13 protein-coding genes are annotated in these 25,364 nt (G+C 39.2%); 2 read left to right on the forward strand and 11 right to left on the reverse strand.

Annotated features, from left to right (window positions below; translation table 11 throughout):
- Nucleotides 1-19 precede the first annotated feature (19 nt).
- The 3 genes from JWR87_RS05610 to JWR87_RS05620 are packed head-to-tail and all read right to left on the reverse strand — an operon-like array spanning nucleotide 20 to nucleotide 6,024.
- Entirely contained in the window at nucleotides 20-3,211 is a 3,192-nt protein-coding gene (locus JWR87_RS05610) for a TonB-dependent receptor (protein ID WP_297816654.1), read from the reverse strand.
- Nucleotides 3,212-3,248: 37 nt separating this feature from the next.
- Complete coding sequence (locus JWR87_RS05615) at nucleotides 3,249-4,739, reverse strand: L-fucose/L-arabinose isomerase family protein (protein WP_297816657.1); 1,491 nt, start codon at nucleotides 4,737-4,739, stop codon at nucleotides 3,249-3,251.
- A gap of 58 nt (nucleotides 4,740-4,797) precedes the next feature.
- Nucleotides 4,798-6,024, reverse strand: a complete 1,227-nt coding sequence (locus JWR87_RS05620; protein WP_297816660.1) for an MFS transporter — start codon at nucleotides 6,022-6,024, stop codon at nucleotides 4,798-4,800.
- Nucleotides 6,025-6,170: 146 nt separating this feature from the next.
- Between JWR87_RS05620 and JWR87_RS05625 the strand changes: the two genes are divergently transcribed.
- Entirely contained in the window at nucleotides 6,171-6,935 is a 765-nt protein-coding gene (locus JWR87_RS05625) for a GntR family transcriptional regulator (RefSeq protein WP_297816663.1), read from the forward strand.
- Between the two features lie 172 nt (nucleotides 6,936-7,107).
- Here JWR87_RS05625 and JWR87_RS05630 read toward each other — a convergent pair whose 3' ends face one another.
- The 7 genes from JWR87_RS05630 to JWR87_RS05660 all read right to left on the reverse strand — a co-directional run bounded on the left by JWR87_RS05630 (nucleotide 7,108) and on the right by JWR87_RS05660 (nucleotide 18,390).
- Nucleotides 7,108-7,821: an SGNH/GDSL hydrolase family protein gene (locus JWR87_RS05630; RefSeq protein ID WP_297816666.1), complete on the reverse strand. Its 714-nt coding sequence runs from the start codon at nucleotides 7,819-7,821 to the stop codon at nucleotides 7,108-7,110.
- Between the two features lie 274 nt (nucleotides 7,822-8,095).
- The gene (locus tag JWR87_RS05635; protein ID WP_297816669.1) at nucleotides 8,096-9,166 is read right to left on the reverse strand and encodes a glycoside hydrolase family 99-like domain-containing protein; all 1,071 of its coding nucleotides are present in this window, start codon (nucleotides 9,164-9,166) and stop codon (nucleotides 8,096-8,098) included.
- Nucleotides 9,167-9,199: 33 nt separating this feature from the next.
- On the reverse strand, nucleotides 9,200-10,063 hold the full coding sequence (locus JWR87_RS05640) for an endonuclease/exonuclease/phosphatase family protein (protein WP_297816672.1): 864 nt from the start codon (nucleotides 10,061-10,063) through the stop codon (nucleotides 9,200-9,202).
- A gap of 19 nt (nucleotides 10,064-10,082) precedes the next feature.
- Nucleotides 10,083-12,038, reverse strand: coding sequence for a beta-L-arabinofuranosidase domain-containing protein (locus JWR87_RS05645; protein WP_297816675.1), 1,956 nt, complete (start codon nucleotides 12,036-12,038; stop codon nucleotides 10,083-10,085).
- A 351-nt stretch (nucleotides 12,039-12,389) separates the two neighbouring features.
- Nucleotides 12,390-13,358: a metallophosphoesterase gene (locus tag JWR87_RS05650; protein ID WP_297816679.1), complete on the reverse strand. Its 969-nt coding sequence runs from the start codon at nucleotides 13,356-13,358 to the stop codon at nucleotides 12,390-12,392.
- Nucleotides 13,359-13,469: 111 nt separating this feature from the next.
- A complete protein-coding gene (locus JWR87_RS05655; RefSeq protein ID WP_297816682.1) occupies nucleotides 13,470-15,230 on the reverse strand; it encodes a RagB/SusD family nutrient uptake outer membrane protein in 1,761 nt (586 codons plus the stop codon).
- A gap of 19 nt (nucleotides 15,231-15,249) precedes the next feature.
- Nucleotides 15,250-18,390, reverse strand: a complete 3,141-nt coding sequence (locus tag JWR87_RS05660) for a TonB-dependent receptor (RefSeq protein WP_297816684.1) — start codon at nucleotides 18,388-18,390, stop codon at nucleotides 15,250-15,252.
- A gap of 557 nt (nucleotides 18,391-18,947) precedes the next feature.
- Between JWR87_RS05660 and JWR87_RS05665 the strand changes: the two genes are divergently transcribed.
- Nucleotides 18,948-19,190 (forward strand): hypothetical protein, encoded by a 243-nt coding sequence (locus JWR87_RS05665; RefSeq protein WP_297816687.1) that lies wholly within the window; start codon nucleotides 18,948-18,950, stop codon nucleotides 19,188-19,190.
- Between the two features lie 100 nt (nucleotides 19,191-19,290).
- Here JWR87_RS05665 and JWR87_RS05670 read toward each other — a convergent pair whose 3' ends face one another.
- Nucleotides 19,291-25,158, reverse strand: coding sequence for a DUF3320 domain-containing protein (locus JWR87_RS05670; RefSeq protein WP_297816691.1), 5,868 nt, complete (start codon nucleotides 25,156-25,158; stop codon nucleotides 19,291-19,293).
- Between the last annotated feature and the right edge of the window lie 206 nt (nucleotides 25,159-25,364).

The following is a 25,364-nucleotide window of genomic DNA, read 5'->3' on the forward strand; positions in this document are numbered from 1 at the left end:
ATTTTTTAACGACAGATAATTAAAATGACAATCTTGCTCCAAGAGTGAAGACGCGGGGATTAGGATATGCAAAATAATCAATACCACTCCTTGCCAGGTTATCTCCGCCTATGCTACCCTCGGGATCGTAACTGGGATATTTGGTAAAAATGTAAGCATTGGTGATATCAGCAAAAACTGATAGCGATTGTACTTTTAATTTGGTCAATACACCTGGTGAGAAAAGGTATGAAAGATTGATGTCCCTGATCTTAACAAACGAACCATCAAACATATACCTCGAACTGGAGCTTAATGTAAATGCATAATCGTTCCTGATTGCCCGTGGCAACAATCCATTACCTGGTTGAGAGGGCGATTTCCATCTATCTGCAATCATGCCTAATTGATTTTGAACACCGGCATCATTTAAATTTATTTCACCTCCCTGAAAATACACTTCATTACCCTGCGAGCCGTTAATGCTAACGCTTAATGTGAATGCTTTATAATTGAACTTGTTATCAAACCCCCATGTAAAATCCGGCCATGGATTTCCAACAATCTTTCTATCGGCTGTTGTAATCCTTCCATCATTATTTACATCTTCAAATTTCAGGTCGCCGGGTACAACTCTTGGGGATTGTAAAGGGCTTTTAGAAATCTCCTCTGCTGTTTGAAAAACACCAATGGCATTAAGCAAGTAAAAGCTTGAAATTGGTAAACCCACCTGGCTTACCTGGTAATCAGAATTAGTAATTCTTACAGCATTTCCATTAAGAGCAAGTACTTTATTATTATTTGCACTTATATTAAAACTGGTAGTCCAGTTAAAAGCTTTACTCTTTATAGTCTCAGTATTTACCGAAAACTCAACACCCTTGTTTTCCAATTCCCCGATATTTTGCACAGAACCACTAAAACCAGAAGCGGCAGGCAAAGAAACATTTAGTAATAAATTCTTTTTATGACTCCGGTAAATATCTGCAGTAAAGTTTATCCTGTCGTTCAATAATGAAAGATCTACTCCAAAGTTTGTTTGAACAGATTGCTCCCACGTTAGGTTGGCATTAGACAAACTTGAAGGGGTGATACCCGAAATAACCTGTCCATTATTAATGTTCCTTGTTATTCCTAATAATCCCTGGCTTGCATAGTTGCTGATCAGGTTATTGCCTGCAATTCCATAACTGGCTCTAAGCTTTAAGTTGCTGATGAACTTAACACTTTTCATAAACGCTTCATCGGATATTCTATATCCTAATGATATAGAAGGAAAGGTTCCCCACTTATTATTAGCGCCAAACCTTGAACTTCCATCCTGGCGAACTGTACCCGTTACAAGATATTTACCTGCAAAAACGTAATTCATTCTGGCAAACCACGACATCATTGACCACTCAGATATGTAATTTGTACCGGATGTAACATTACCGGCGGCTAAGAAGGCAACCTCATCAGTAGGAAAATCAGATGCACCTGCCTGCACCACATCGTCTGAATTTTTTTGAACTGTAAATCCAGCCAATGCATCTATCTCATGATTATTAATCGTGCGTCTGAAGTTTAATGTATTCTCGTTAAGGTAATTGAGCGATCGTACTTTTGATATACCAGCAGTAGCAACCCCTGTTCTACTGGTTGCTATTCCTACCTTTGATGATTTCCATAACCTGGTTTCACTACTGGAATAGTTGACGCCAAAAGAAGTTTTAAAAACTAATCCTTTCGCAATTTCATAATCAATATAATTGTTCGTAAAGATGTTGGTTACATTTCTTTTATCAAGAAATTCGCGGGCAATCATTAAGGGATGTTCAACAGGGATACCTTCGGGAAGAGAAAATTCGGAATAAAAGTTTCCGTCTGTGTCGTAGAGAGGAATCGTAGGATCACTGGCCAGGGCTGTGGAAATCAATCCACGGTGTTGTAAATGTCCTTCGGCACGAGCAAAATTTCCGTATGAATAAGAGGAATTAAAAGATCCACCGAATTTTATTCTATCAGAAATACGGGCATCTATATTAGTACGTAATCCAAACTTCTTAAAATCAGAACCTATAATGATCCCCTCCTGGTTGAAGTAGTTGCCGGAAACATAATATTTTACATCTCTTGAACCGCCGCTTGCAGCTAACTGGTAGTTTTGTACCATTGCCTTTCTAAATATAACATCCTGCCAGTCGGTTCCCTCATTCGGTATAGAACCAGGATTGCGGAAAGCGGGCTTCACCCGTGTTGCCGTACTTCTTACGTTATTTGGATCATTAGCATTGCCACCTGCAAATACCCATGCATTATCCCGGCCATTTGCAACAAACTCAGCATACTCTCCTGGGGAAAGTAAATCTAACTTCCTGGCCAATTCCTGTAACCCTGTAGATACATCAAGGGTTATATTTGCTTTACCACCTTGCTTACCTCTTTTAGTTGTTATAATAACTACTCCATTAGCACCCCTTGATCCATATATAGCAGTTGCAGAAGCATCTTTCAATATTTGAATTGATTCTATGTCCGCAGGATTAATGGTACTTAAAGGATTTATCCTGTTTATGCCGCTACTGCCCGCTATCCCTGAAGCGGAGTAAGACGATGAATTGAAACTTGTTAAGTCAGCGCCGCCACCACCGGTACCTATTGCAAAACCATCAATTACATACAATGGTGAATTGCCGCCAGTAATTGAACTAATTCCTCTTATTATTACATTCACATTACCTCCTGGTGCACCAGACGTTTGAACGATTTGAGCCCCCGGCACTTTTCCCTGCATCATCTGATCAAAACTTGCCGAAGGAGAAAGGGTAAGATCTTTAGCGGTCAGGTTTACAATTGAACCGGTGAGGTCTCTTTTCTTTTGAGTACCATATCCAACGACGACTACTTCATTCAATAATGTCGAAGCAACTTCCATTTGAACATCAATTACAGGATTGTCTCCCACTGTAATTTCTCGGGTCTGAAAGCCAGTACTGCTAAAAACCAGGGTAGCTTTATTCGGCACCCTTAATCTATAATTGCCACTGTTGTCAGAAACGGTACCATTGTTAGTTCCCTTTGCCACGACTGAAACACCAGAAATTCCGTTTGGATTTTCAGTAGAAGTAACAGTGCCCGATATGGACATAGTGCCGGTAGGCTGCGCTATTAATAGGTTACATTTCAAAACAAAAATCACGATAAAGATGCCCAGTTTTAAGGGGAAACCGTGGTTGAATTTTTCTTTCATAAGGCAGTCGTTTTAAATTTATTATACAAGTTGTTTTTTAAGAGATAGTGACGGATTCTATATTCAGGTAATTAGCGATTTTGGTTATGGTGGCTGCATAATGACCTACGCCCAAAGCAAAGTGGTGTGTCGGACCTTCCTTTACCCACCTGTGTAGAAATGTGCGTACGTCGGGTTTAAAATATCCACGGGTGTTTGTATTACCGGTCGGCGGAATGGGTCCTTCAACTGATTCGCCCTCTGCAATTACGAATTTAAATTTGCCGTTGTAGGTAGAACTGATACTAAGTATTGTTATAGGACCCTCTTTAATTTTAAATTCAACCCCTGCGCCAAAACCAGGTTTTCCATGGTACTTCTTTAAACTTCTCAATACCGGTCTGCCCTCTGCAATGGCGATATTATGAGGTCCGTCATGTCCTACCAATACAAAACCTTCCTTAAAGTCTACGGGGTGAAACTCGGCAAAACTTCCCCCTATACCTAGCCGATCCATTATCAACATTGCTATGCATGTCTTCAGATCAGACTCTCCGCACATAGGAAATCCAGCCCCTGTTAATAATGAATTTCCTACAATAAGATTAGACATTACTAATCGTGTATTACTACCTTCTTCTCCATCGTAATAATAGGCTAACCCGTCTAATTTTTTATGCTCTACAAATTGCTCAAGCGCTACTGTTACCCTGGCTGAGGTCGTAAGGTCTGTGTCTTTTAGTTTTTCAGAAATTGGGTCCGAAATAGGATCAGGCGTATCAAAAAAATCGAGTATCCTGTTTCTGGTAGCGTGCACATTTTCCTCATTTGCCCTTTCATAATGGGCTACTATTTCGTGTGCTTCGCACTGAATGATGTGGGCACCAAAATGCGCCGTTATCATGGTAGAGTCGGAATGCATATCAAGCATTGCTTCAATAGGATGACCGATGTGACCAATCCTTGCCGTCCTTAAATCGTGTAACACCTTTGCTATCCCGCAATATTCATTAATTTCCAATTCAGCTTGCTCATCGTTATGCAGTGTCCCTACTATCATGTCCGGCACCTTCTTACCCATTCTTACCGCTACTCCTGCAAATTCGGGTAGCGCGCATATATCATCGTTGTACAACTGTTGATATGTTGAAGCATTCTCGTAATCCAATGCCTGGTCAGGTTGTAAAGCAACAAGAACAATAGGCGTCTCTATGCTTTTAACAACAATGCCGAAAGTACTTGATGTAGCATAAGTGAGCATATCGCAAAAGATCAGGTCAAGATCTGCGGCTTTTAGTTGAGGAACCAGGTCGTATGCGCTTTGCACATTATCAACTAAACCAAAATCTATTACTTCTACCTCGTTCTTTGATACTTTCTCAATAAACACCTCCTGCTTAGCTTTCAACTGATCCAGTAAGCCGGGAAACTGGTCCCAATATTTGAAGTATCCAACTCCAAAAACACCTATTCTTGCTACTGTTTCTTTTCTCCTTTTAATTGCGCTGCCCAGGTGAACTGCAGGCATATTGTTGACTTGATTGATCATAAAATTTTTAGTTTAAACATTTTTATAAATGAGATTTACTTCAATAGCAAAACAAGCATTACATTGTTTGAAGCCTTACTAATTGAATTTTGGGAATAAAGACTATGAATAACACGAAAGCCAGAGGATACATTAAACCGCAAGCAATCCAAATAGGCGAATAAGAATAGCTTTGTATAACTAAACCTATTAGAGGATTAATAATCAATCCGGAAATTGCACCTGCAGTACCTGATAAACCTACTACAGTAGATGTACCTATACCACCGAAAATGTCTGATATTGATGTTATATAGTTAGTAATCCAAAAGCCGTGTGCAAACATTATTACGGCCATTAAAGCAACTGCAACCTGTGCTGAGGAAACAAAAGCAATCATTGGAGCAACGAGCGTAAGAGCAGCAGCTATGCCCATTACTGTTTTCCGGGCTCTGTTGATTGACACACCCTTTTTTACAAGTTTATCAGAGAAAAAACCTCCGACTATATTTGATACCCCTAAGGCAAGGAAAGGAATCCAAAACAAGCTTCCTATGTTTTCGAAGGAGATGTTCCTCTGCTCATTCAAATACTTCGGCGTCCAGAACATTATGAAGTACAACACCGGATCGAGCAGAAACCGGATAAGAATAAAGGTTTGAGCTTGCTTATTTTTTAAAATGGTTGAAAAAGGAATGGCGCTTTTTGCTACAAGAGCTTCATTGTTCTGGTTTTGAACCCGCTTCTTAGCAGATGGTATCAAAAGCCATCCAACGACCCAGACAATACCAATTAAACCAGGGATTACAAAACTCGATCGCCAACCTAGCTTCGAAGAAATAAATATGGTTAAGGGCGGGGCAATAACGGCTCCAATCGCAGCACCGCCGATAGCGATGCCGTTAGCTAATCCCCTGTTTTTTTCATTGAACCATTCAAATACGGCTTTAGCTGCTCCGGGAAAACATCCACCCTCTCCGGCGCCTAATAAAAAACGAAAGATTACCAGGTGATAGAAGTTACTAATAATACCATGAAGACTATTTGCGATAGACCACACGCCAACAGAAACCGCTAGCCCCTTTTTACTACCAAACTTGTCCATTAGCCTTCCGCCGATTGTAAACATCAAAGCATAGCTTATAAGAAAGCTTGTATTAACAATGCCGTATTGAAAATCCGTTACTTTAAATTCCTGTTGAATCTTAATTATTGTCATTGACAATACCTGGCGGTCTAAAAAACTTAATGCTGTTGCAGAAAATAAAAAAGCCAATACAACAAGAGGAATGTATTTTCGATTCATAAAGCTTAACGCACTAAGGTTAGAGAGATCAAACGTAAAGAAAAGAAGTCGAAAAAGCAAAAAAATAAATATTTTTTAAAGAAAAAACCATATTTGCATTAGGTTCGTACAATATCAGTATAAGCACTAGGTTGAATACGTTAAAAATGAAATCGAAATTTATCTCGTTAAGTGAAAATATAATTGAAAAAATCAAAGCAGGAGAATTGTTACCTGGCGATAAAATCCCTTCGGAGAACGAACTAATTAAAAAGTATAAGATTAGTAATACTACGGCAAGAAAGATTTTATTGGAAATAGAAACGAAAGGCTGGGGAAGAAGGATTAAGGGCAAGGGAACGTTTGTATTAAACAAGACTCCGCAACATCAACTGGTAAGAACAATTGGGTCAATAGATGCAACCCGAAGAGGCTTTAACGATTACCTGATCGCCGAAGGCTTTACCCCAAAAAACATCATTCTTGAAAAGACTGTTTTGAAAGAAGGGATTTCTGCAGAAATTAACGGAAAACATTATATAATACAAGGACCCGTATTAAAAATTCACCAGTTGAGGTATGCTGATGATGAAGTAATGAAAGATGAAACCAGGTTTATCTCCTTGACATTGTGTCCTAAAATAGACCGCCTTTCAACAGAAATTTCTTATTTCAAAACTTATGAAAGTAGTTATAAGCTTAAAATTAGCGACTTGAAGCAGTCTTTAAGTGTGGACATTTTTTCGCCTGAATCGACGTTAAATAACTTTGAAGGCAGTACTGCAATACCTGTTTTTATTTTAGACAGTGTTGTATTATGTAATCCCGACCAGGTAATTGAAGTAGAAAAATCGTACTACAGGGGCGATAAATACAAATTTTCTGTTATAGTAAACCCGGCTTATAATAAAATTGAAGAAGACAAAGGTTGAAGATTGGTTCCGATGCTTTCCTTTTATTGTTGCTTTATTCTATTCGCTTTGTAGAAGACCAGTAAGCATTTTAAGTATGAAAGTGTCTTATAGCTATCTGTTACAATGCTCAAAATTACTTAGCACGTACCGGCCCATTCTTATCAAATGTTTGATCACCGAAATTTCAAACTCATTTCAACTCCTGCAACGAGCTTATCTTTTGCCATATTAAATCAGCTATAGCAGCCATTCCTTTATCCGAAGGATGTTTGGCTACACCTTCATGTTCGAATTTTCCCAAAGCCATGTTAGCCGGGTCATCTGAAAGTTGACTTATTTTGAGGTAGCTGCAATTTCTGCTATTGCTTGCCGATTCAGTTATTTGATCGATTTTATCTGTTTTCCAAAAAGACGAGACACAGAGAACCTTAATTTTATTGTCCTTCTTTCTAAAGTAATCGATCAGACCTTCGTAGCAGAGTTTGAAGTTGTGTTTTTCAATCCATTCAGCCTTAACATTTTCTCCAATTCTTAATATAATCAGATCAGGATGTAATGCAAGGAGGCTATCAAATTTAGATAGATCATATTCCCAAAAAGTTCTTTCAAAAGAGGCGATATTTTCAAAATCTACCGTTACAGATGGTGATACCTGTCTAAACTTCGCCTGGAGAATGTGTACGAAATCTTTGTCTTTAGAACTAGCTGCCATTCCCCAATCTCCATACCATCCAATATTTGGTGCAGGAGCATGGCGGGTAATACTATTTCCTAATATCAATACCCTTTTAATAGTGGCATTACTGTCAACTCTTTGTTCCCCTAAAACGGTACTGTTTACAGCAAATAATAATGTTATTTGAAGAAACATAATTATCATTACCCTTGGCTTTATCGACATCATTATCATACTTTGGAAATATAAATTTGGCTGGAGAAATAGAATAAACCAACAGAGGAATTTTCTTAGCTCTGAAGCTGATCCCGATACCACTTTAAAGTTCTTAAGCAGACCTAATTTCTATCTGATCCGGACCAATAGAAAAACAATTGTACAAGTGAGTGACACAACAATGCTGAATAAAAATGCAACTGCCGGCAACCAAAATCTTCTTAAGAAACTACAATAATGTGCTCTCTTTTATTTTCGGCCGTCTTTCGATATATGATCCCAAAGACTATTTTTTCTTCAAAGCCTTTTTAACACCTAACGAAGGATTTAATCCTGTTTTTCCAGGTGTTAACCATGCACCTTCCCCGTTTTCATTCCAGGCATATAGCAATCCTATCTTTTCGTGCGGAAGTACACCTGGATTATTTTTCATCCAATCTACTAATCCTGTTACCGAGTTTTTTACAGACTCATCGTTAAAGCCTGTAAAATAGGGCTTTTCTGAATACATGTTTTTTGCATTAGACCATGGACGAGGATCCCATCCGACCGTCGAAACCGGGATATATTTAAGCGAAGTTGCCTTACCCAGTACATCCCAATGTTTTTGTTCGCTAACCTGCATTTTTTCTATAGGAATTGCCTGCTCTTTTCCTACAAAACCAAGACTATGGTAATTATAGCCTGTAATCAGGTCAGCTCCACAAGCTTCAGCGATCTTGATTCCTGCAGGCGACCCCTCGCAAATAGCGATTGTTACTCCGGGAAGTCCACGACTAACTGCATATTGTCTTAACGATTCAAAAGCAGCTTTAACTGCTTCGGGTGAACCAAATCTTTTTACCAGCGACCCATGCTCGAAAAAAATCAATAGTGGCTTTCCTCCGGTTTTAAGATATTGTGGGTGTTTAAATTCATTTACCCACATTTCTTTGGCATTATCCCAATCTTCGGGTCCCACTTCGTGCCCTGCATGATTTGCTACTAACAAACAATATTCAAGCTTTTTTACATTTTTAGACACTTTGTAAAAGTCTAAGGCCTGGTTGAGTAAAAGCTTCTCTGTCTTGCTGTAATACCAACAAAAACTAAAGAATGAAAGACCAACATCTGCTGCTAATTTTACCTGCTCATTTACAATTTTAGGAGTGCTTGTTACCCATCCCCATTTGGGTTCCCTGTCAGGATAGTTCGTTTTCAGATCGTCGGTGATGTGAAACGATTTGCCACTCCAACCATCAAAATAATACGCACCTATTTTTGGAGCAGTCGTTTGTGCAGAAGAGTAGTTAGCGGCTAAAAAAAGAAAAACGATTACATGTGTCAGTGATAAACACGAGATGATTTTATATTTCAAAACAAGCAATTTTTAGTGTAGATAAAGAGGAAACTACCGCGTCATTTTTATTACGGCTAATACAGGCAAATGATCAGAATAATACCTTCCCTCCTGTTGATCGGTTATGGTTACGTGTTGAAAAACCTGTACTTTCTTATTGACGAATATGTAATCGATTTTTGCTCTTAGCGGCTGGTAGCTGACACGAAAGCCACTTGAAGTATTAACGGGGCCATAGTGTGGCGTTGAACTAATATGGATTGCATCCTGTAATTTCTTGTTATCAATTATTGTCTTATAGGCAATAGATGATGGTGTGGAATTGAAATCGCCTGTGAGAATTACCGGTGATTTTTTGGCAATTGAATCAATCTGGTAGTTTAAGATTTCAGAACTTTTCTGCCTTGCAATGTTTCCAATATGATCGAAATGGGTATTAAAGAAGAAAAATTGCACGCCTGATTTTTTATCCTTGAATTTGCACCACGACGCCGTTCTTGGATACATCGCATCCCAACTTTTACTTTCTTTTACGTAAGGGGTTTCTGAAAACCAGAACGTACCGGAATCGAGCAGCTGATACTTATCTGATCTGTAAAATATAGCTGTATATTCTCCACCCTTACCTGATATCCGGGGAACGCCATACCATTTATATTGCGGCATTCTTTCCCTTAAATCAACGATCTGGTCTACAACCGCCTCTTGCAAACCCACTATATCAGCCTGGTGATATTTCATCAATGAAGCCACATTATCCTTCCGATACTCCCAACCATTAATACTATCAATTGTATTTTTATAGCGAATGTTGTAGGTCATCACTCTCATTTCCGGGGTTGCCTGCGCATATACTTTCGGCGCAAAAACAAAAGCAAGACAACCGATGATTAACTGAATTCTCAAATATGTCATCAAATTTTTCTTTAATAATTTAAATATTTCTTCCACTATATAGCTGTGGAAGCCATACAGCAAATGTTGATTTTTCTTTTCCATTTCCTGCCGAAGCATAATCAACCAAAGTGATTTCAATGGGATTTGCTGCTGCTTCTGCATAAGACTCCGGAATGAACATAGCTGAGTATGTCATCCATAAATTGTCGTCGTTTGCATGGGTGACGCGTTTTAGGTCAACGTATCCGTCTTTTGTTGTAACCGGCTTGTTTACAGTGCTAAGGTGAGGACCTTTGAGACGCGAATCACGCGCCAAAACAATAGGGCCCCGAGAGATAGCAGCAAACTTTTGATCACCACCCTGCAGTTCTACACGACCCCGCATATCCAATTCAAGAGCAACTACATCATTCGATGTCCATTCCCTTTTAATTTCGAGATACTTACCTGGCATTATGTCCGAAACTTCTTTATTATTCACCGTTACCTTACTCATCTTACTCCACTCCGGAATTCTTAGCCGAAGTGTCATTTCCTCACTTCTGCCGAGAGCCAAAGTAATATGTATACTTCCTGAAACCGGGTAGTTTGTATTTTGAATAAGGGTTACTTTTTTACCTTTTGGCGTCTTCAGTTCATATGATCCTTCTACATAAAAATTAACAGACAATCCATTATCCATTGACATCACCGTGGTAAGCGGCAAAGTAAACTGGCCTCGTGGACCACTGGCATCACAACAATTTAAACTCATGCCGCATTGTCCGCTGCCCGGTAGTCTTTGCCCGGCTAACGGTGTATATTTTGCCCAGCCAGCCGCATCTGCACTTAACGAGCCTAGAAGGGAATTATAATACGAACGTTCAATTTCGTCGGCGTATTTAGCAGCGCCTGAGAGACGCAATAACTGATGGTTCAATTTTATCCAGGTAGCAGTAACACACGTTTCCTGAAAATGGGCGACAGGCCCGGTTTGCAACTTCTTGCCTCCAAACCACATTTCTTCTGATGCGCCTGAACCTGCAATATTTATTTCGGTGTCCTTAATATTTTGCCACGTTTTCTCTACAGCTTCTTTAAAGTCCGCCTTTCCCGTTAAGCGATATAGTTCGAGGAGGCCTTCGTAGCAAGACATCATCTCATACGCTTTTTGCCCTTGCTCCCAGCTATACCAACTCTTAGGTTTCGGAAACCGCTCGCCAACATTTTCAGCGGCTTTGCTTATCAGTTTTGGGCCAGCCTCAGTTTCCCATTGTTTTACGATTGTTTCTGCGAATGACAAATATTTTTTATCGCCGGTTCTGCTATATAACCTCACAATTGGCTCCAGCACAGACGACGCAGCCATACCACGATAATTTCCTTTATTTACAATGATGCCGTCTTTATCATTAATTTCTTTTATTAAATGATCTGCTAATTTTACGGCTGCACGTAAGCTTGTCTTATCATTGGTCAGGTCGTAGTAGTCAAGCAATCCAAGCAGGCAATATTTTCTACCCCAGATATCCCACTGCTCCAGCCGGTTTTCTTTCTTATAATTTCCGATATAACCATCTTCTGTTTGAGTCGACAACAATCCCTGAACCGCTGAATCCAACACTTTTTTTAGTTTTGGCTCAGGACGATAACGATAGGCTAAAACTGCCGAGGTAAACCATTTTCCCCAAAACTCGGTTTGCCACATTCGTGTTTCTGTTCTATGCTTAAAAGGTTCAACCAATTCATCCACGCTTTGCGCCAGTACCCGGTTCTCGTAAGACAGATCCAGTTTTTTACCTACATAATCTTTCATAGCCGCACGATCACCTGCGGATAGTTTATCGGTAACCGCAGGTTTTACTAACGTTCCTGCAGGTGCAAACCCGAAACCCTGCTCACCAAAAATGTAACCGGGAGCAAACATTAACCCCGCTCCTACTAACCCACCGTTTCGCAAAAAATTCCTCCTTGAAGAATTTGAATTGGCCATTTTGTGATCTATTTCTTTCATTTTTAAAATTGTTGATACTCCTCTTTAAAAGTCTCTTTCTTTGGATCGGTTACCAGTTTTTTTTTATTGCCAGCTTCGGCATTTCATGGCCTCATCGTTGTGTCACTCCCTTGTACTGATCTACCTAAAGCAACTTTTCACCAATGATTTGACGACATTTTAAACCTTCTGCACCCGCGTTGTTGAAAAAAGAATGAACAGTACAAGAGTGCGACGCAACGGCTGCCAAATTGTAAAACAACTGATGGTTACCGCAAAAAAATAACCGCCGTTTTAAAAACATTCTTAGCAGAAGGTTACGGTCGTTTGATAAGAAAAGGTGATTTTTCCGCTGACCTTATACCAATAGTATTAATTTTTGCCGGTAATAAAAGTTACATCGTTAAATGAAAATTGAGACGAATCTGTTTTGGTTATTTTATAATAGGGAGAATACATTTTAGCCCCAATTGTACCGGCTTTTGAATCTATATCCAACAACCTGAGATATCCTCCACCGGCATCCTGGCCCTGGTAATCCTGCAATACCTGGTATATTTTATTACCCTTTACACCTTCATCAATGCGCCAGGCAGATGTGCCAACGTGGCCGCTTAAAACCATGAGTATGTTTGGCTGCACTTTTATTAATTGATCGTAAATCGCCTGGTTGGTAAGATTACCATAACCGGCGTTGGTTTGATTGATCGTTCCTTTTGTCGTGAGATGAAAATGGGTAATGATAATGACATTATAACTTGGATGTTCAGCAATCACTTTGTTTGCCCAGTCAATCGGCCCCTGCCTTGCTTCGAATTCAAGACTTACTACCATCCAATATAAACCCCCAGCTCTAAAGGTATAATAGGCGTTGTCACTCTTGCCTTCTTCATACCGGCCACGCTGATGCGTAAACCTGCTTACAGGAAAATAGTCGTTAAACTTTGTGGTAATTCTAAGGTTGGCATTTACATCTCCCGGAGCAGCACTTCCGCTATGTTCGCCTACAGCATAAGTATCATGATTGCCCAATGCTAAAGCATAAGGAAGCCCACTCCTATCGAGAATATCAAACCCTTCGCTTGCTTTATCCCAATGCTCAAAATTGTTATAATCAACTATGTCTCCTACGTGTAACACCATGGGGAAGTTCAACGAGTCTTTGCTTTGTTTGAGCCAATTTACCTGGCTGTAAAACATTTCGGGTTTTTGATTTACTTCTACCTGCGTGTCGGGAAAAACCGGCAGCACAAACTTTTGTGCGAACGATGATTTGTTATTGATAAAAAGTAAAGAAGCCGTTATAAAAAGATGTACCGCTTTTAGTTGTTTAAGATTCATTCTAACTTTTTAGATTTTCGCTGATGCGCTTACCTTTTTTCAGTTTGCTGAGAATAGCATTTTTCTATTAAAAATCGCCATTCTCAGCAATTATTGAATTACCTATTTTGCTTACCAACCGGCATTCTGAGTCAGAGAAGGCACTTTAGTAATTTCGCTTAATGGAATAGGAAAAAGTAAGAATTTATCTTCCCACGATTTTCTATTTATTGTTACAATTCGCTTGTTTGTCAAGGTGCCGTTGCTTTGTTTTGCCCATTCCATACCGGTTGTTACTTTACCAACATTTTTCAATATCAACCAGCGACGCATGTCGTAAAAGCGGTTTTCTTCAAGTGCAAATTCAACCCGTCTTTCGCGTCTTAGTCTTTCACGCATTGCATCTTTACTTAAGCCAGCAGGTAGAGCAGGCATTTGAGCCCTGGCTCTTACAGTATTTACTGCGTCGTACACCTCTGAAGTTGGTCCATTCGCTTCGTTTTCAGCTTCTGCAAAATTTAAATATATTTCGGCGAACCTAAAAGTTTTGTAAGAGGCAGTGCCCTCTGCTGCTGATCTAACTTTAGGATCCACAAACTTTCTCATGTAATATCCCGTTGGTGTTCTTTGTTTAATGCCCGAAATACCATGCTTTCCACCTTTAAAAGCTTCGATATAAGTTTCAACCCCTTTTATATTACCATAGTAAGCGCCGTTGTACCAAACAGTCGCATAAAATCGTGGATCACGGTTTAGATATGGCTTTTGATCGTCGTACCCTGACACAGGATTTATAATAGGGTTTAAATGAGCTTCATCGCTATAACCAGTAATAGCTATTTCTCCATTCTTCATTTCATAGGCATCTACTAACTCCTGCGAAGGACAATTACCGGCTTTTTCCGGACCAAAATCAGGAATCATGTGCATCAGGAACAGAATGTTTCCGAACCTACGATACGTTTGTCCGGCGTATCCCCAATCATTGATTTCAAATAGCGTTTCTTTATCATTCGGGCTCTGTCCCAGGTCGGGCTTAGAGATAAAATAATTCTCATAGTTAGGGAAAAGTCGAAAGCCGTTGGTTGTTAATGCAGTTAGCGCCTGCTTTGAAGCGGCGGCGGCAGTCTGCCATTTAGAAGCATCACCGGACGGGTTCCATTGCGGACTTGCATTAAACAAAAGAATTTGCGATTTAATTGCATGAGCGACTGCTTTGGTCATTCTTCCCCTTTCAGCTTCAGAAGTTACTCTATATGGCAGGTTGGCTTCTGCTATCGCATCGTCACAATCCTTTACAATAAACTTAGCACCTTCTTCAAATGTACTTCTCTTAATATCAGAAAAATCCGGTTTTAAAGTAAGATCAGTCGTTACTATTGGCATTGGACCATAGTTTTCTAACAGATCTAAGTAAAACAGCGCTCTTAGTAGTTTCGCTTCTGCAATTAATCTACCTCTATAACCTGCTTCTGTAACATTTTTCTCATTTATATTGGCAAGGAAAACATTAGCCCTTCTGATTCCGACCCAATTTCTTTCATACCATTTTGTGTCATTATAAGCCAGCGTAGTGCTTCCCTGGTTATCAAATGGATTAGCTGCAGCACTAATATTACCTTCTATATAGTTTGCAACAATAAATGACTGGGTTGGATAATTACTCTCGTGTGAGTCATCACCAAAAGCAGATAAAAATGTATAATAGTGGTAATTCGCTGCATGCTTGCGCATGCTTTCGTATGTTGTATTTAAATAGGCCTCTGTTAACTCCTGCGTGCTAAATGCATCAGCAAGGGTGATCCTTCCATCAGGTGTAATATCGAGTGGGTCTTTTTTACAAGACGATAAAATAAATAGGGTTGCAAAGACGGATAAAATAATATATTTCATAATATAATTGTAAATGGAATTAAAAGTTAACGTTGAAGCCGGCATTGAAGACCTTGTAAACAGGATATGAGTTGATGTTGCTTATTTCCGGGTCCCAATCCTTCTGAGCCAATTTATCCCATGTAATCAAATTAAGCCCGTTAACATATAATCTAACACCCTTTATCCCTAATCTACCCGTTAATGAAGTAGGAAAAGAATAACCTATTTCCAGGTTTTTAAGCCTTACGTAAGATTTGTTCTCATTAAAGTATGTACTGTTTACATGGCTCGAAGCTGGTGTAAGAGTTAACGCAGGGTAACGGATATCATATCCTGATGCTGCTCTTTCCGGCGTCCAGGCTTGTGTATGCCTTTGTCTAAAATCATCAATTTCCCATGGTCCCAGTAGTCCGCTTACGTCGAAAGCAGCCTGAAATAAAAATGAAACATCAATATTTTTATAATTAATGTTAGCAGCAGCTCCCCAGGTATATCTCGGAACACTAGATCCGCCAATTGGCATAGCATCTCTTGCATCAATAATTTTGTCGCCATTCAGGTCATCAAATTTCAAATCTCCCGGCCTTGGCACTCTTCCCTGGTATTTAACACCATACTTGTCAATTTCCTCCTGGCTATTAAAAAACCCTAAAGAGCGGTAACCGAATTGTTGACCAATTTGATATCCGGTAGTTCTATAACGAGAAGCATAGTCTGAAGCCAATTGAACTTCATCATTAAACACAATTACATTACTGGCATAGTTGAAATTAAGTTTCGTTAAAATCGATACCCCAGACCTAAACCTTTTCTGATAATCTAATTGTAATTCATAACCCTGGTTTTCGATTACGCCGATATTTGAAGGAGCAAGTGATGAAGCAGGCACACCAATAATCATCGGGATGGAACCTCTGTATATAAGTACGTTGTCACGCTTTTCCTTGAAAAAATCAGCGGTAAAAGTCAGGCTATTAAATAAGCCTAATTCTAAACCTACATTCAATTTCCTGGCTACTTCCCATTGTACATTCGGATTGCCATAAAAAGACTCCTGTATGTTTGCGCCTCTTCCTAACGTTGCGGAATAACTGCCTCCTCCACGTTTAATTTCGTCCAGGTACAAAAACCTCCTGTCGCCTAAAAGGTCTCCACCAACTGAACCATAAGATCCTCTTAATTTCAGAAGGTTCACGGAAGTCTTAAGCTTTTCAAAGAAATCCTCGTTTTGAATATTCCAACCTGCAGACACGGATGGGAAGAAGCCGTAACGGCGACCTTTTGCAAATTGTTCAGAACCATTATAGCCTGCGTTAAATTCTGCAATATACCTGTTATCATAGGCGTAAGTAGCCCTCGTTGCCAAACCTCTTACATTAAACGGTAATGCATCATTAGGTTTAATCAATGTTTGTTGAGTTGCGAGTACTAATCCTGTAAATGTATGTTTTGCATTGAAGGTGCGGTTGTAGTTAATCTGAAACTGTGAATTATAAAATGACTGAAACTGGGCAGAAATACTTGTACTAAGCGGAGTGTTATCGAAATCCGTACGGGTTCTTTGATAAGTAACAGAATCTCTTCCATCCGCTGTTCTGGTGTTTGGATCAATAACTTGTACCCAATACTGATATTGTTGTGAAGCATTTAGAAAATGTATAGTACGGGTATCAAAAGATAGCATAACCCTCGCTGATAACCCTTTAGTTATGAAGTTCAAATCCTGATTTAATCCCCAGCTTGCTGTTAGATTACTTCTGCTTTCCTTTCGATAACCTGTTCTATTCATTTCGCCCCATGGAGATTCTCCATAATTGCCTCCACCCACCAATACCTGGCCATTTGGGGTTAAAGGACCAGGTTGAATAGTTGGCCATTTATTTAATATTCGGCTTACAATTTCGCCTGTTGCTGTACTGTTATTAAAACGTGCCTCTACAAATGGCCCATTCACTTTTTCGAGGCTACCGGCTACATTTAAAAACATTTTTAAACTTTTTGCCTTATTTAAAGTAGCATCAATATTTGATCTGAAATTGTATCGCTTCATGTATTGTGAAGGATCATAGGCCGTAACGCTTGGATCTATATTCCACTGACCACTTTGATCGAGATAACCCACATTTACAAAATAGCCAACATTAGCTCCTTTACCATTTATCGTCAAATTGTACCGTGTTTGCGGAACCCATTGCTTCAACAGCATATCTACCCAGTTATTATTTGGATACACATTCGGTTGGTCCTGTAATCTATAACGGTCTAAAGCGTAGGCTGAATAAGGTGGAGCATTGTTTGTTGAAGGGTTAGGAAAATCATTTTTCCAGGCCTGGTTTTTTAATTGCGCCCATTCAAAAGAATTTACTGTTGTTGGACGACGAGTGAAACCTTGAATACCTCTTTCAACAGTCATTCCTATTGTGGGAATAGTTTCAGTACCTCTTTTCGTGGTAACCAGGATTACCCCATTTGCGCCTCTCACCCCAAATAAGGCTGTTGAAGATGCATCCTTTAATATTGATACAGACTCTACTTCATTTGGATCAATGGCAGTAAGCTCTCTTTCAACACCATCCACCAGTATTAGTGGAGAGGATCCATTAACCGTACCCCTGCCGCGCATAAATAACAACGTTGCATCCCTACCTGGCTCACCTGATGTTTGTTGAGCAAAAAGCCCCGGAAGCCGACCAGCCAAAGTCACAGCAAGGTTTGCCGCCGGACTTTGCTTAATCTCTTTGGTGCTAATGGTTGAAATAGCACCGGTTAACGTAGCTTTCTTCTGTCTTCCATAAGCCACCACAACTACCTGCTCAAGCGATTCAGATGATGGGGTCATTATAATATTCAAAAACATTTCCCCTTTTACGGGTACTTCTTTTTTCGTAAAACCTACATTACTAAAAACAAGTGTACCGTTTGAAGGTACTGAAATACTGAATTCTCCTGCCTCATTTGTACTGGTTCCTGAGGAGCCTCCCTGTACCACAACACTTACGCCAGAAAGAGGCAAATCAGCCTCATCTTTGACCAAGCCTTTCATCGTGACGTTCTGTGAAAAAAGACTAGATGTAGTAAAAAAAAAGGTGGTAATCAGGAAAAGTAATTTAAAAGGGTCGAATAGCCTTTGTGAAGACAAAGACTTGCTATACATTTTTTTTAGTAATTCTACATTCATATGCAATCGTTTAATTTTTACGACCAAACGTATCTACTCTAGCTGAGTACACTGTCCTGCTCTGTCCTGAAATATCAAATAAAATAACCTGTTTCTTTTTTAGTTCAACTTTTACAAGTAATATTTAGTGCGTTAAGTATTGGTTGGTAAAAGTAATAACCTGAAAAAGCGCCATTTCTCCGTTCTTTTTTAAAATATTTATACTTTCTAATTCAACAATTTATAATAACAACTTGAAGGTCAGCACTTGGCAATAATGAAAGCATTCTTTTCGGCATTGAAATATTTCTACCTTAACAACTCCTAACTTAGTTATTCTTTCCTCTTTTTTCAAGCCCTTTAATGCTTGAGACAGCGAAAACTACTTTAACAAGGTGTACGTAAAAAAAGATTAGTGCGTAAAATATGTAATAAACTATTAAAGGTTATTGAAACATATAACGTGCTTGCAAAACGGATAGTAATATTAAATCAGGTGAGTAATGTGCAACTTCACTCTGGAGACAAAACAGAAAAAGGCTAGGTGAAGTCCTTCACTTAGATCCAACCATGAACTCGTGTATGAGAGACGTGTGAAGGGACAATGGGATACCCCATTCGTCTTGTTGCAATTGGCCGAAAAAGCTATTTATTCGCAGGAGTCAGGATGCAGCAATGATATACTCCCTTTTTGCCACATGGGAGTACCACAACATAAATTTATACAACCCGCTAAAAGATGTATTAGAACGAATGCATCTTTATACAACCAGCAACATCGCAGAACTGCTACCACAAGCTGGAAAAAGCCGGAAGCATAAAATGTTTCCGGCTTTTTGTTATCCCCCGGCGTGTATTATTTTTATCATATCTAGTTCAATCTGTTAGTCATTAACAAGTGCTTATTATTACTTTAAAAATCTAATCATTAAATACAATTCTTCCATTCCCCTCACTCACATAGCTTCTACTAATTGCATGAGCTATCCCTCTTACCATCGCCTGCTCCACGTTAGTTCCAATCCTTGCAAATCCAAAAATCTTTGCGGTTTCTCTTATTAGTTCATCTTTAGAAATACTAATCTGCTCTTTTGTTACCTGCTTAATTGCATTAGCAACTTCTTCAGGACATATATCTTCTGCGTCTCTTTTTTCAGCATCTGTTTTTGGCACTCTGTAGTCCGTATATTCTCCAGGTATTTGCCCCGGCCTCCAAAAGAATAAGTTGCTTCTATCGCCGGTGGTTTGGAAATTAAGTGTGGGTAATAAGATATTGAAATGTGTTGACAACCTTGTTCCAAGTCTTGATATTCCCCATGCAGCTAATACACGTTTACATAAAAGATTTCGGCTGATAGGTGCTTCCGTTTCTATAACTTCTACTATTTGATCGCAAATCTTTTGTTGGTTTATCGGAAGTAAAAATTCATCGGATGAAGCTGAAGAGACATAAGCTAAACGAGTTACGGTGTAACTTTTTAATTTGTCATTATGTGGTTGTTTTACAAATTCATTAGTCGTTAGAACAACAGCCTTGTTAAATACAAGGTCTTCTTCTTTAAGCGACACAACAGGCTTAAAAGGTTCTGGTTCTTTTAATTGAACGGGAACCATTTTTTTTCTTTCTTCTGCTTCTTTAATAGCTGCAATAACGCCTTGCATTTGCCTGTCTGCATTTTCCCACCATTCGGTTGACCAGATCTTATGAATGTTCCAGCCGAGTAACTTTAATACATCTACCTGTACAATTTCCCGGTCCCTTGCGGTTTTAGCTGCACTATAGTTATGTCCGTCACACAATATTCCCAATATATATTCTTTGGTGTTTTCTGTATCAACTATAGCTAAGTCCATTCGGTAACCTGAGCATCCGATGTTAGTATGCACTTCGTAACCACCCTTTCTTATTTCTTCGGCAATAGTTTCAACAAGAGCAGGAGTATTTAGATGCTTGTTTACATTTCTATAATGTAAAACTTCTTTGCCTTTTTCGGCGTACTCAAGGAAAGACTTTAAGCCTGCCACACCTTCTGATGCTGTTCTTGTAACATCTATTTGATCAGCTTTGAGTGTAGAGAACACTTTCATTTCATACCGGGCTCTTGACACTGCAACGTTCAATCTGCGCCATCCACCATTTCTGTTAATAGGTCCAAAGTTTAGGCTAACTTTTCCTTCTTTATCGGGCCCATATCCTACCGAGAATAAAATAACATCTCTTTCATCGCCTTGCACATTTTCTAAATTTTTAATAAAGATTGGTTCGGCAGCTTGCATTACCAATGCTTCCAGATCTGGTCGTGTTTTCAGCACTTCGTTCAGCATATCATCAATCAAAATTTGTTGAATTGAACTGAATGTTACTACGCCAATACTTCGTGTAGATAAAACAGGATCGGTTAAACGAAACACGATTTCATCCACTATTGCTTTTGCCTCCGCCTTATTATGCTTTGACTTGCCGCGATCATAATATCCCTCAACAGGTATAAATTTTACTTTTGAAGAAATGTCATCAGGAGAAGGAAATGTGAGGAGTTTGTTTTCATAATATTTACTATTGCTGAATGCAATCAGGCTTTCATGCTTGCTTCTATAATGCCACAGCAAATGTTTTGAAGGCATAGATAACGCAAGGCAATCGTCCAAAATACTTTCGAGGTCTTCTTTATCGAAGTTCTCTTCATCTATATAATTAGAAGAGAAAAAGTTAGTGGGAGGCATTTGTTTAGGATCACCTACGATCACTACATTACTTGCTCTTGCTATGGCTCCTACAGCATCACATGTGGGCATTTGAGAGGCCTCATCAAATACAACCAAATCAAATTTGGCCGTGCCTGCATCAAAGTATTGTGCTACAGATATAGGGCTCATCAACATGCAAGGATTCATCCGCGGTAAAAGGTTGGGAATTGAATCAAAAAGCTTTCTGATTGAATTACCTCTTCCATTTGTTCTTATTGCCCGCTGTAAAATTCCTACTTCAGAACTTTGAGATGCTTCTTGTGTGAAGTTTGGAATTTTGGAGGCGAGCTTAGCATACAGCTCTTCTTTAGTAAGCTTTTCAAATGCCGCACTTATTTCACGAAAACGCCTGATCTTTTCCTGAAACTGTTTTCCATTAAAGGAAGCAAGTTGCTGATTTTTAGTAAAAATATATTCAGCGCAAGAACGATATAAACCTTTCTTATAATTATTTACTACGTCATTGCTTTGTATATACCCTTCTTCTAAGGCTGAAACCATGGGAGACAACCCTGTATCAATAGCCTTTTGTTTAATCGTATTCCAGTTGCTCCAATCTTTAATGCCTTCGATATTTGCAAGCCATCTTTCGGCAGTGACCTTAGCTGTTTCTACTTTATTTGTATCGCTTCCTTTAATGCTTGCCAAATCAACTCCCAATAGTTTACTTAGGTCGTTTTCTATTTTCAACACAAAACCATGCGCATCGATATACTTATTTAAAACAAGGGAATTGTATTCCAACAGCGACTTTGTTCCTTCTGCACATTCGTGTGAAAATTCTATTCTCCATCTCCGGGATTCTACAGCGTTGCCCAATAGCATTATAGCCTGTCGATTAATCTGCAACAAAGTAGTCGAAATGGTAACAAGATTAGTCCAATCACAATTGCCTGCTTTCCACAGAAAGCCAAGTAGAGGCGCCAGGAATGTTTCCTGTAAATCCAGATGGGATTGTTCTTCCTGGTAGTTTATTATATTCTCAAATAGCGGAATAACGTGATCGTTGTCAACCCTTCCTGATAATGATAATTTATTGACAGCTTTTTTTATTGAATTTTGTTTTAACCACTTCGGTAAAAACCACTTTGTTGACGCTGCATTCCATTCAGCTAAATATCTTTGTGCCTCCAATGAAAGAATTGCCTTATGATAACCTTTCGTCAATCCATCTCTTAGTGTATCCCTTCTTTTACCGTGAACAGTTACATCAATAACCTGCGATAACGTTTGCTCCATATTCTCAGCGGCTATCATGGAAGATGACGTGTCAGGTAACTGCAATAGTAAGGTTGCAATTAATTTCAGAACATTCAGCTTGTCCGTTGAAGTGGGGGGCTCATTTACTTTCAAAAGGCGGATTACCTCTACGCTTGCAGATTTTAATTCGACTAAAGCTTTGATGTATTTTGGTATTACCTCACGTGCTTCACTTTTTATGGAAGGGGTATAATCACTAATATACATTTCCTTTAGTGCATGATTATGCGGTTGTCCTATGATAGCCGCTGCTGTTTGCAGTTCTTCAGCAAGATCATTCCATTGTGTCAACTGTTGCTTTGTAAGCGTATCTATAATGTCATGTTGAAAAGAGATATTTCCTTTCGCATTTGCAAATTGTGCATGGCCCGTAAATGCATCATATAGAGAAAAGCCAAAACCATAAACATGATGTAAAGCGTCAACATAACCGTTCAGTTCGCTGCGTAGTGCTTGTAATCGTTCAGCTTCAAATGCAAATGTTTCAGGTGGCGTTGTCTTTGTTACTTCAGAAGTCTTCTTTAACTGTTCAAGTACCGACGATTTCTTTGTTTTATTGGAATGCAATTCAAGGCAAAAGGGTGCAAGCCCGATTGCTTTTAATCTTTTTTCCACCACATTTAATGCAGCCATTTTTTCGGCAACAAACAAAACTTTTTTACCGTTATACAAAGCATTCGCAATAATATTGGTAATAGTTTGTGACTTGCCAGTTCCAGGCGGTCCGTGAAGGATAAAACTTTTGTTATTAACGGATGCAGCTATTGCTTCCAATTGAGATGAATCTGTACTTATAGGTAAGGCTATATCAGAAGGATGATACTGTTTGTCTAAATGTGTAATCGGTTCTTCAACTCCGGCATCCCATTCCATTTTGCCCGACATTAAACTGGCCACCACTTTATTTTTACTTAATTTATCTGCATTGTTATGTATGTCGTTCCACATAATAAACTTGCTGAAAGAAAAGGTTCCCAGAAAGGCTTGTTCTTCAACATCCCATCGACTTTGCGACATAATACCTTGCCTGATAATGCTAAACACTGCCCTTACGTCTACCCCATTTTCGTCTTTTGGCAAAGTTTCAAACCCGCCCAAGTTGATACCAAAATCCTGACGCATCATCTCCAACATCGTAATATTCATCATGGTGTCTTCTTCTCTGCTTCGAATAACAAAACCCTTTTGAGCGGATTTTTTGATGATATCAACAGGCATTAATAAGATGGGAGCATACCGGGGACGTTCGCTAATGTTTGTTTCATACCACTTTAATAAACCCAAAGCAATATAAAGTGTATTCGCACCATTTTCTTCCAGCGACAAACGAGCAGAACGATAGAGATTAGTTATACTTGTTGTAAGCTCGTTTTCGGGTAAATAAGCCCTTAGTCGCTTTTGCAAAAACTCGTTCTTCATGAGATCTGATATAGGATCAGATTGATTTAAAGATTGATAAAGGCCTGAACTGCGAAGCGGATTATCCCAATCAGCCGGCTTAGATAGTACCTGGAACTCAATACCACTTGCAAGGGCATCTTCCAGCTTGTTTAGATTAACCGAAATAAGTTGAATGGTAGTCTTAGTGATGCGAAGGTTAAGCAGGTTATTTCTCAGGCTTAGGTCTAAGAGTTTTCTTTCCCAAATAGATTGCTTCGAAACTTTCAACTTATCTACATCAACTAATTTAGGCCCACTCACCAGTTCTTCGGGAGCATCTGTATCTCTTGTAACAGAAGCAGGTTCAACTATTTCCCACCCATGTAACGTTGGCATTCTTAGTGGCAATGGCCGGACACCACTAAACCTTGCCCGCTTTACATCTACAAAAAGTAAAAAATTTTCTACCTTAACCAGGTGTTGATTTGCGGCTCTTACAGCATCGTCGAATGATGCTTTTTGCCCTGCATTCATGCAAGTTGTTTCTACAACTGCAATCTCATAAATACCTTCTGCCGTTCTTTTGGTAATTAATGAAACATCATCATTAGCACTATCTGCAAATGAATCGTCAATAAGCCAGGCACCGGCAAAAGCATGACCTTTAATAATAACAATCAAAGCATTTATTCCCACTGCTTCAAGGCAAGCAGCATACAATAATGAGAGATCAAGGCAATTACCAATTTTATGCGAAAAGATGGCATCACAAAGACGTACTCTTTGGCCTGCGGCTTCAAAGCTTGCAGGAACAGTAACATAAGTTATTTCAAGTTCAGCAATGGCTTCATATATCGCAGCCATTTGTTTTCTTACTCTATCTGGATTTTGTGTTTGATAAGAATCAAAGGATGGACTGCCTGTCCATTTTTCAAGTATTATTGAAGCACGTTTAATAACGTTGACTATTTGGGGATGGTTTGGAGTAACGAAGGCCGCTACCATTTCCGGCAGTATTGTTATTCCATTCCATTGATCAAAAGCAAGAATACTTACATCGTATACCTGCTCTGCAATCACCCGTTCATTTGAAGAAATTTTTAACGTAAATGTACCTGCAACTCTTTCCGTAAGTCCGGCTAAATATTTTGATGATATCCTCAAATTAACCGGAGTGACCTCTATGCTTTCATCTTTTACCAGGAGCCCGATCTTATGGTTCCATGCGACAGCAAAATCGGGTTCTGAAGTTATTTCTACCGTTACATTTTCAAGATCTTGGCCAGCGGTGTTTTTAAGTAACAACTGGCGAACCACCGGTACGTGGTTTTGCTGCATTGCGAAATTGATAACAGGGGTATAGACGAAATCTATAGAAGGTGAAAGTAAAGGGTCGGGCATGAGGTGGTGTTTAGCATATACAAAGAAACCCCTTTCATTGGTGTTTCCAAATGCCTACCTAATGTAGTGTGTTTCCGCCAGAATCTACAATTATCGTTACCAACCTTTTACGGCTGCCAGCCTACTTGCCGTAAATACTTTAAATACTTGTGAAGCTGCCTACTTTCAAAATATGACCAACCTTGCTTTCCTTGACCTTTTCCGTA

The organism is Segetibacter sp. (assembly GCF_025963695.1).
In the GTDB taxonomy this organism is placed as follows: domain Bacteria; phylum Bacteroidota; class Bacteroidia; order Chitinophagales; family Chitinophagaceae; genus Segetibacter.

Excerpts from the sequence above, each read along its gene's own strand:
- JWR87_RS05610 (WP_297816654.1), bottom strand. The coding sequence starts at position 3,211 with ATGAAAGAAAAATTCAACCACGGTTTCCCCTTAAAACTGGGCATCTTT.
- JWR87_RS05615 (WP_297816657.1), bottom strand. The coding sequence starts at position 4,739 with ATGATCAATCAAGTCAACAATATGCCTGCAGTTCACCTGGGCAGCGCA.
- JWR87_RS05620 (WP_297816660.1), bottom strand. The coding sequence starts at position 6,024 with ATGAATCGAAAATACATTCCTCTTGTTGTATTGGCTTTTTTATTTTCT.
- JWR87_RS05625 (WP_297816663.1), top strand. The coding sequence starts at position 6,171 with ATGAAATCGAAATTTATCTCGTTAAGTGAAAATATAATTGAAAAAATC.
- JWR87_RS05630 (WP_297816666.1), bottom strand. The coding sequence starts at position 7,821 with ATGATGTCGATAAAGCCAAGGGTAATGATAATTATGTTTCTTCAAATA.
- JWR87_RS05640 (WP_297816672.1), bottom strand. The coding sequence starts at position 10,063 with ATGACATATTTGAGAATTCAGTTAATCATCGGTTGTCTTGCTTTTGTT.
- JWR87_RS05645 (WP_297816675.1), bottom strand. The coding sequence starts at position 12,038 with ATGAAAGAAATAGATCACAAAATGGCCAATTCAAATTCTTCAAGGAGG.
- JWR87_RS05650 (WP_297816679.1), bottom strand. The coding sequence starts at position 13,358 with ATGAATCTTAAACAACTAAAAGCGGTACATCTTTTTATAACGGCTTCT.
- JWR87_RS05655 (WP_297816682.1), bottom strand. The coding sequence starts at position 15,230 with ATGAAATATATTATTTTATCCGTCTTTGCAACCCTATTTATTTTATCG.
- JWR87_RS05660 (WP_297816684.1), bottom strand. The coding sequence starts at position 18,390 with ATGAATGTAGAATTACTAAAAAAAATGTATAGCAAGTCTTTGTCTTCA.
- JWR87_RS05670 (WP_297816691.1), bottom strand. The coding sequence starts at position 25,158 with ATGCCCGACCCTTTACTTTCACCTTCTATAGATTTCGTCTATACCCCT.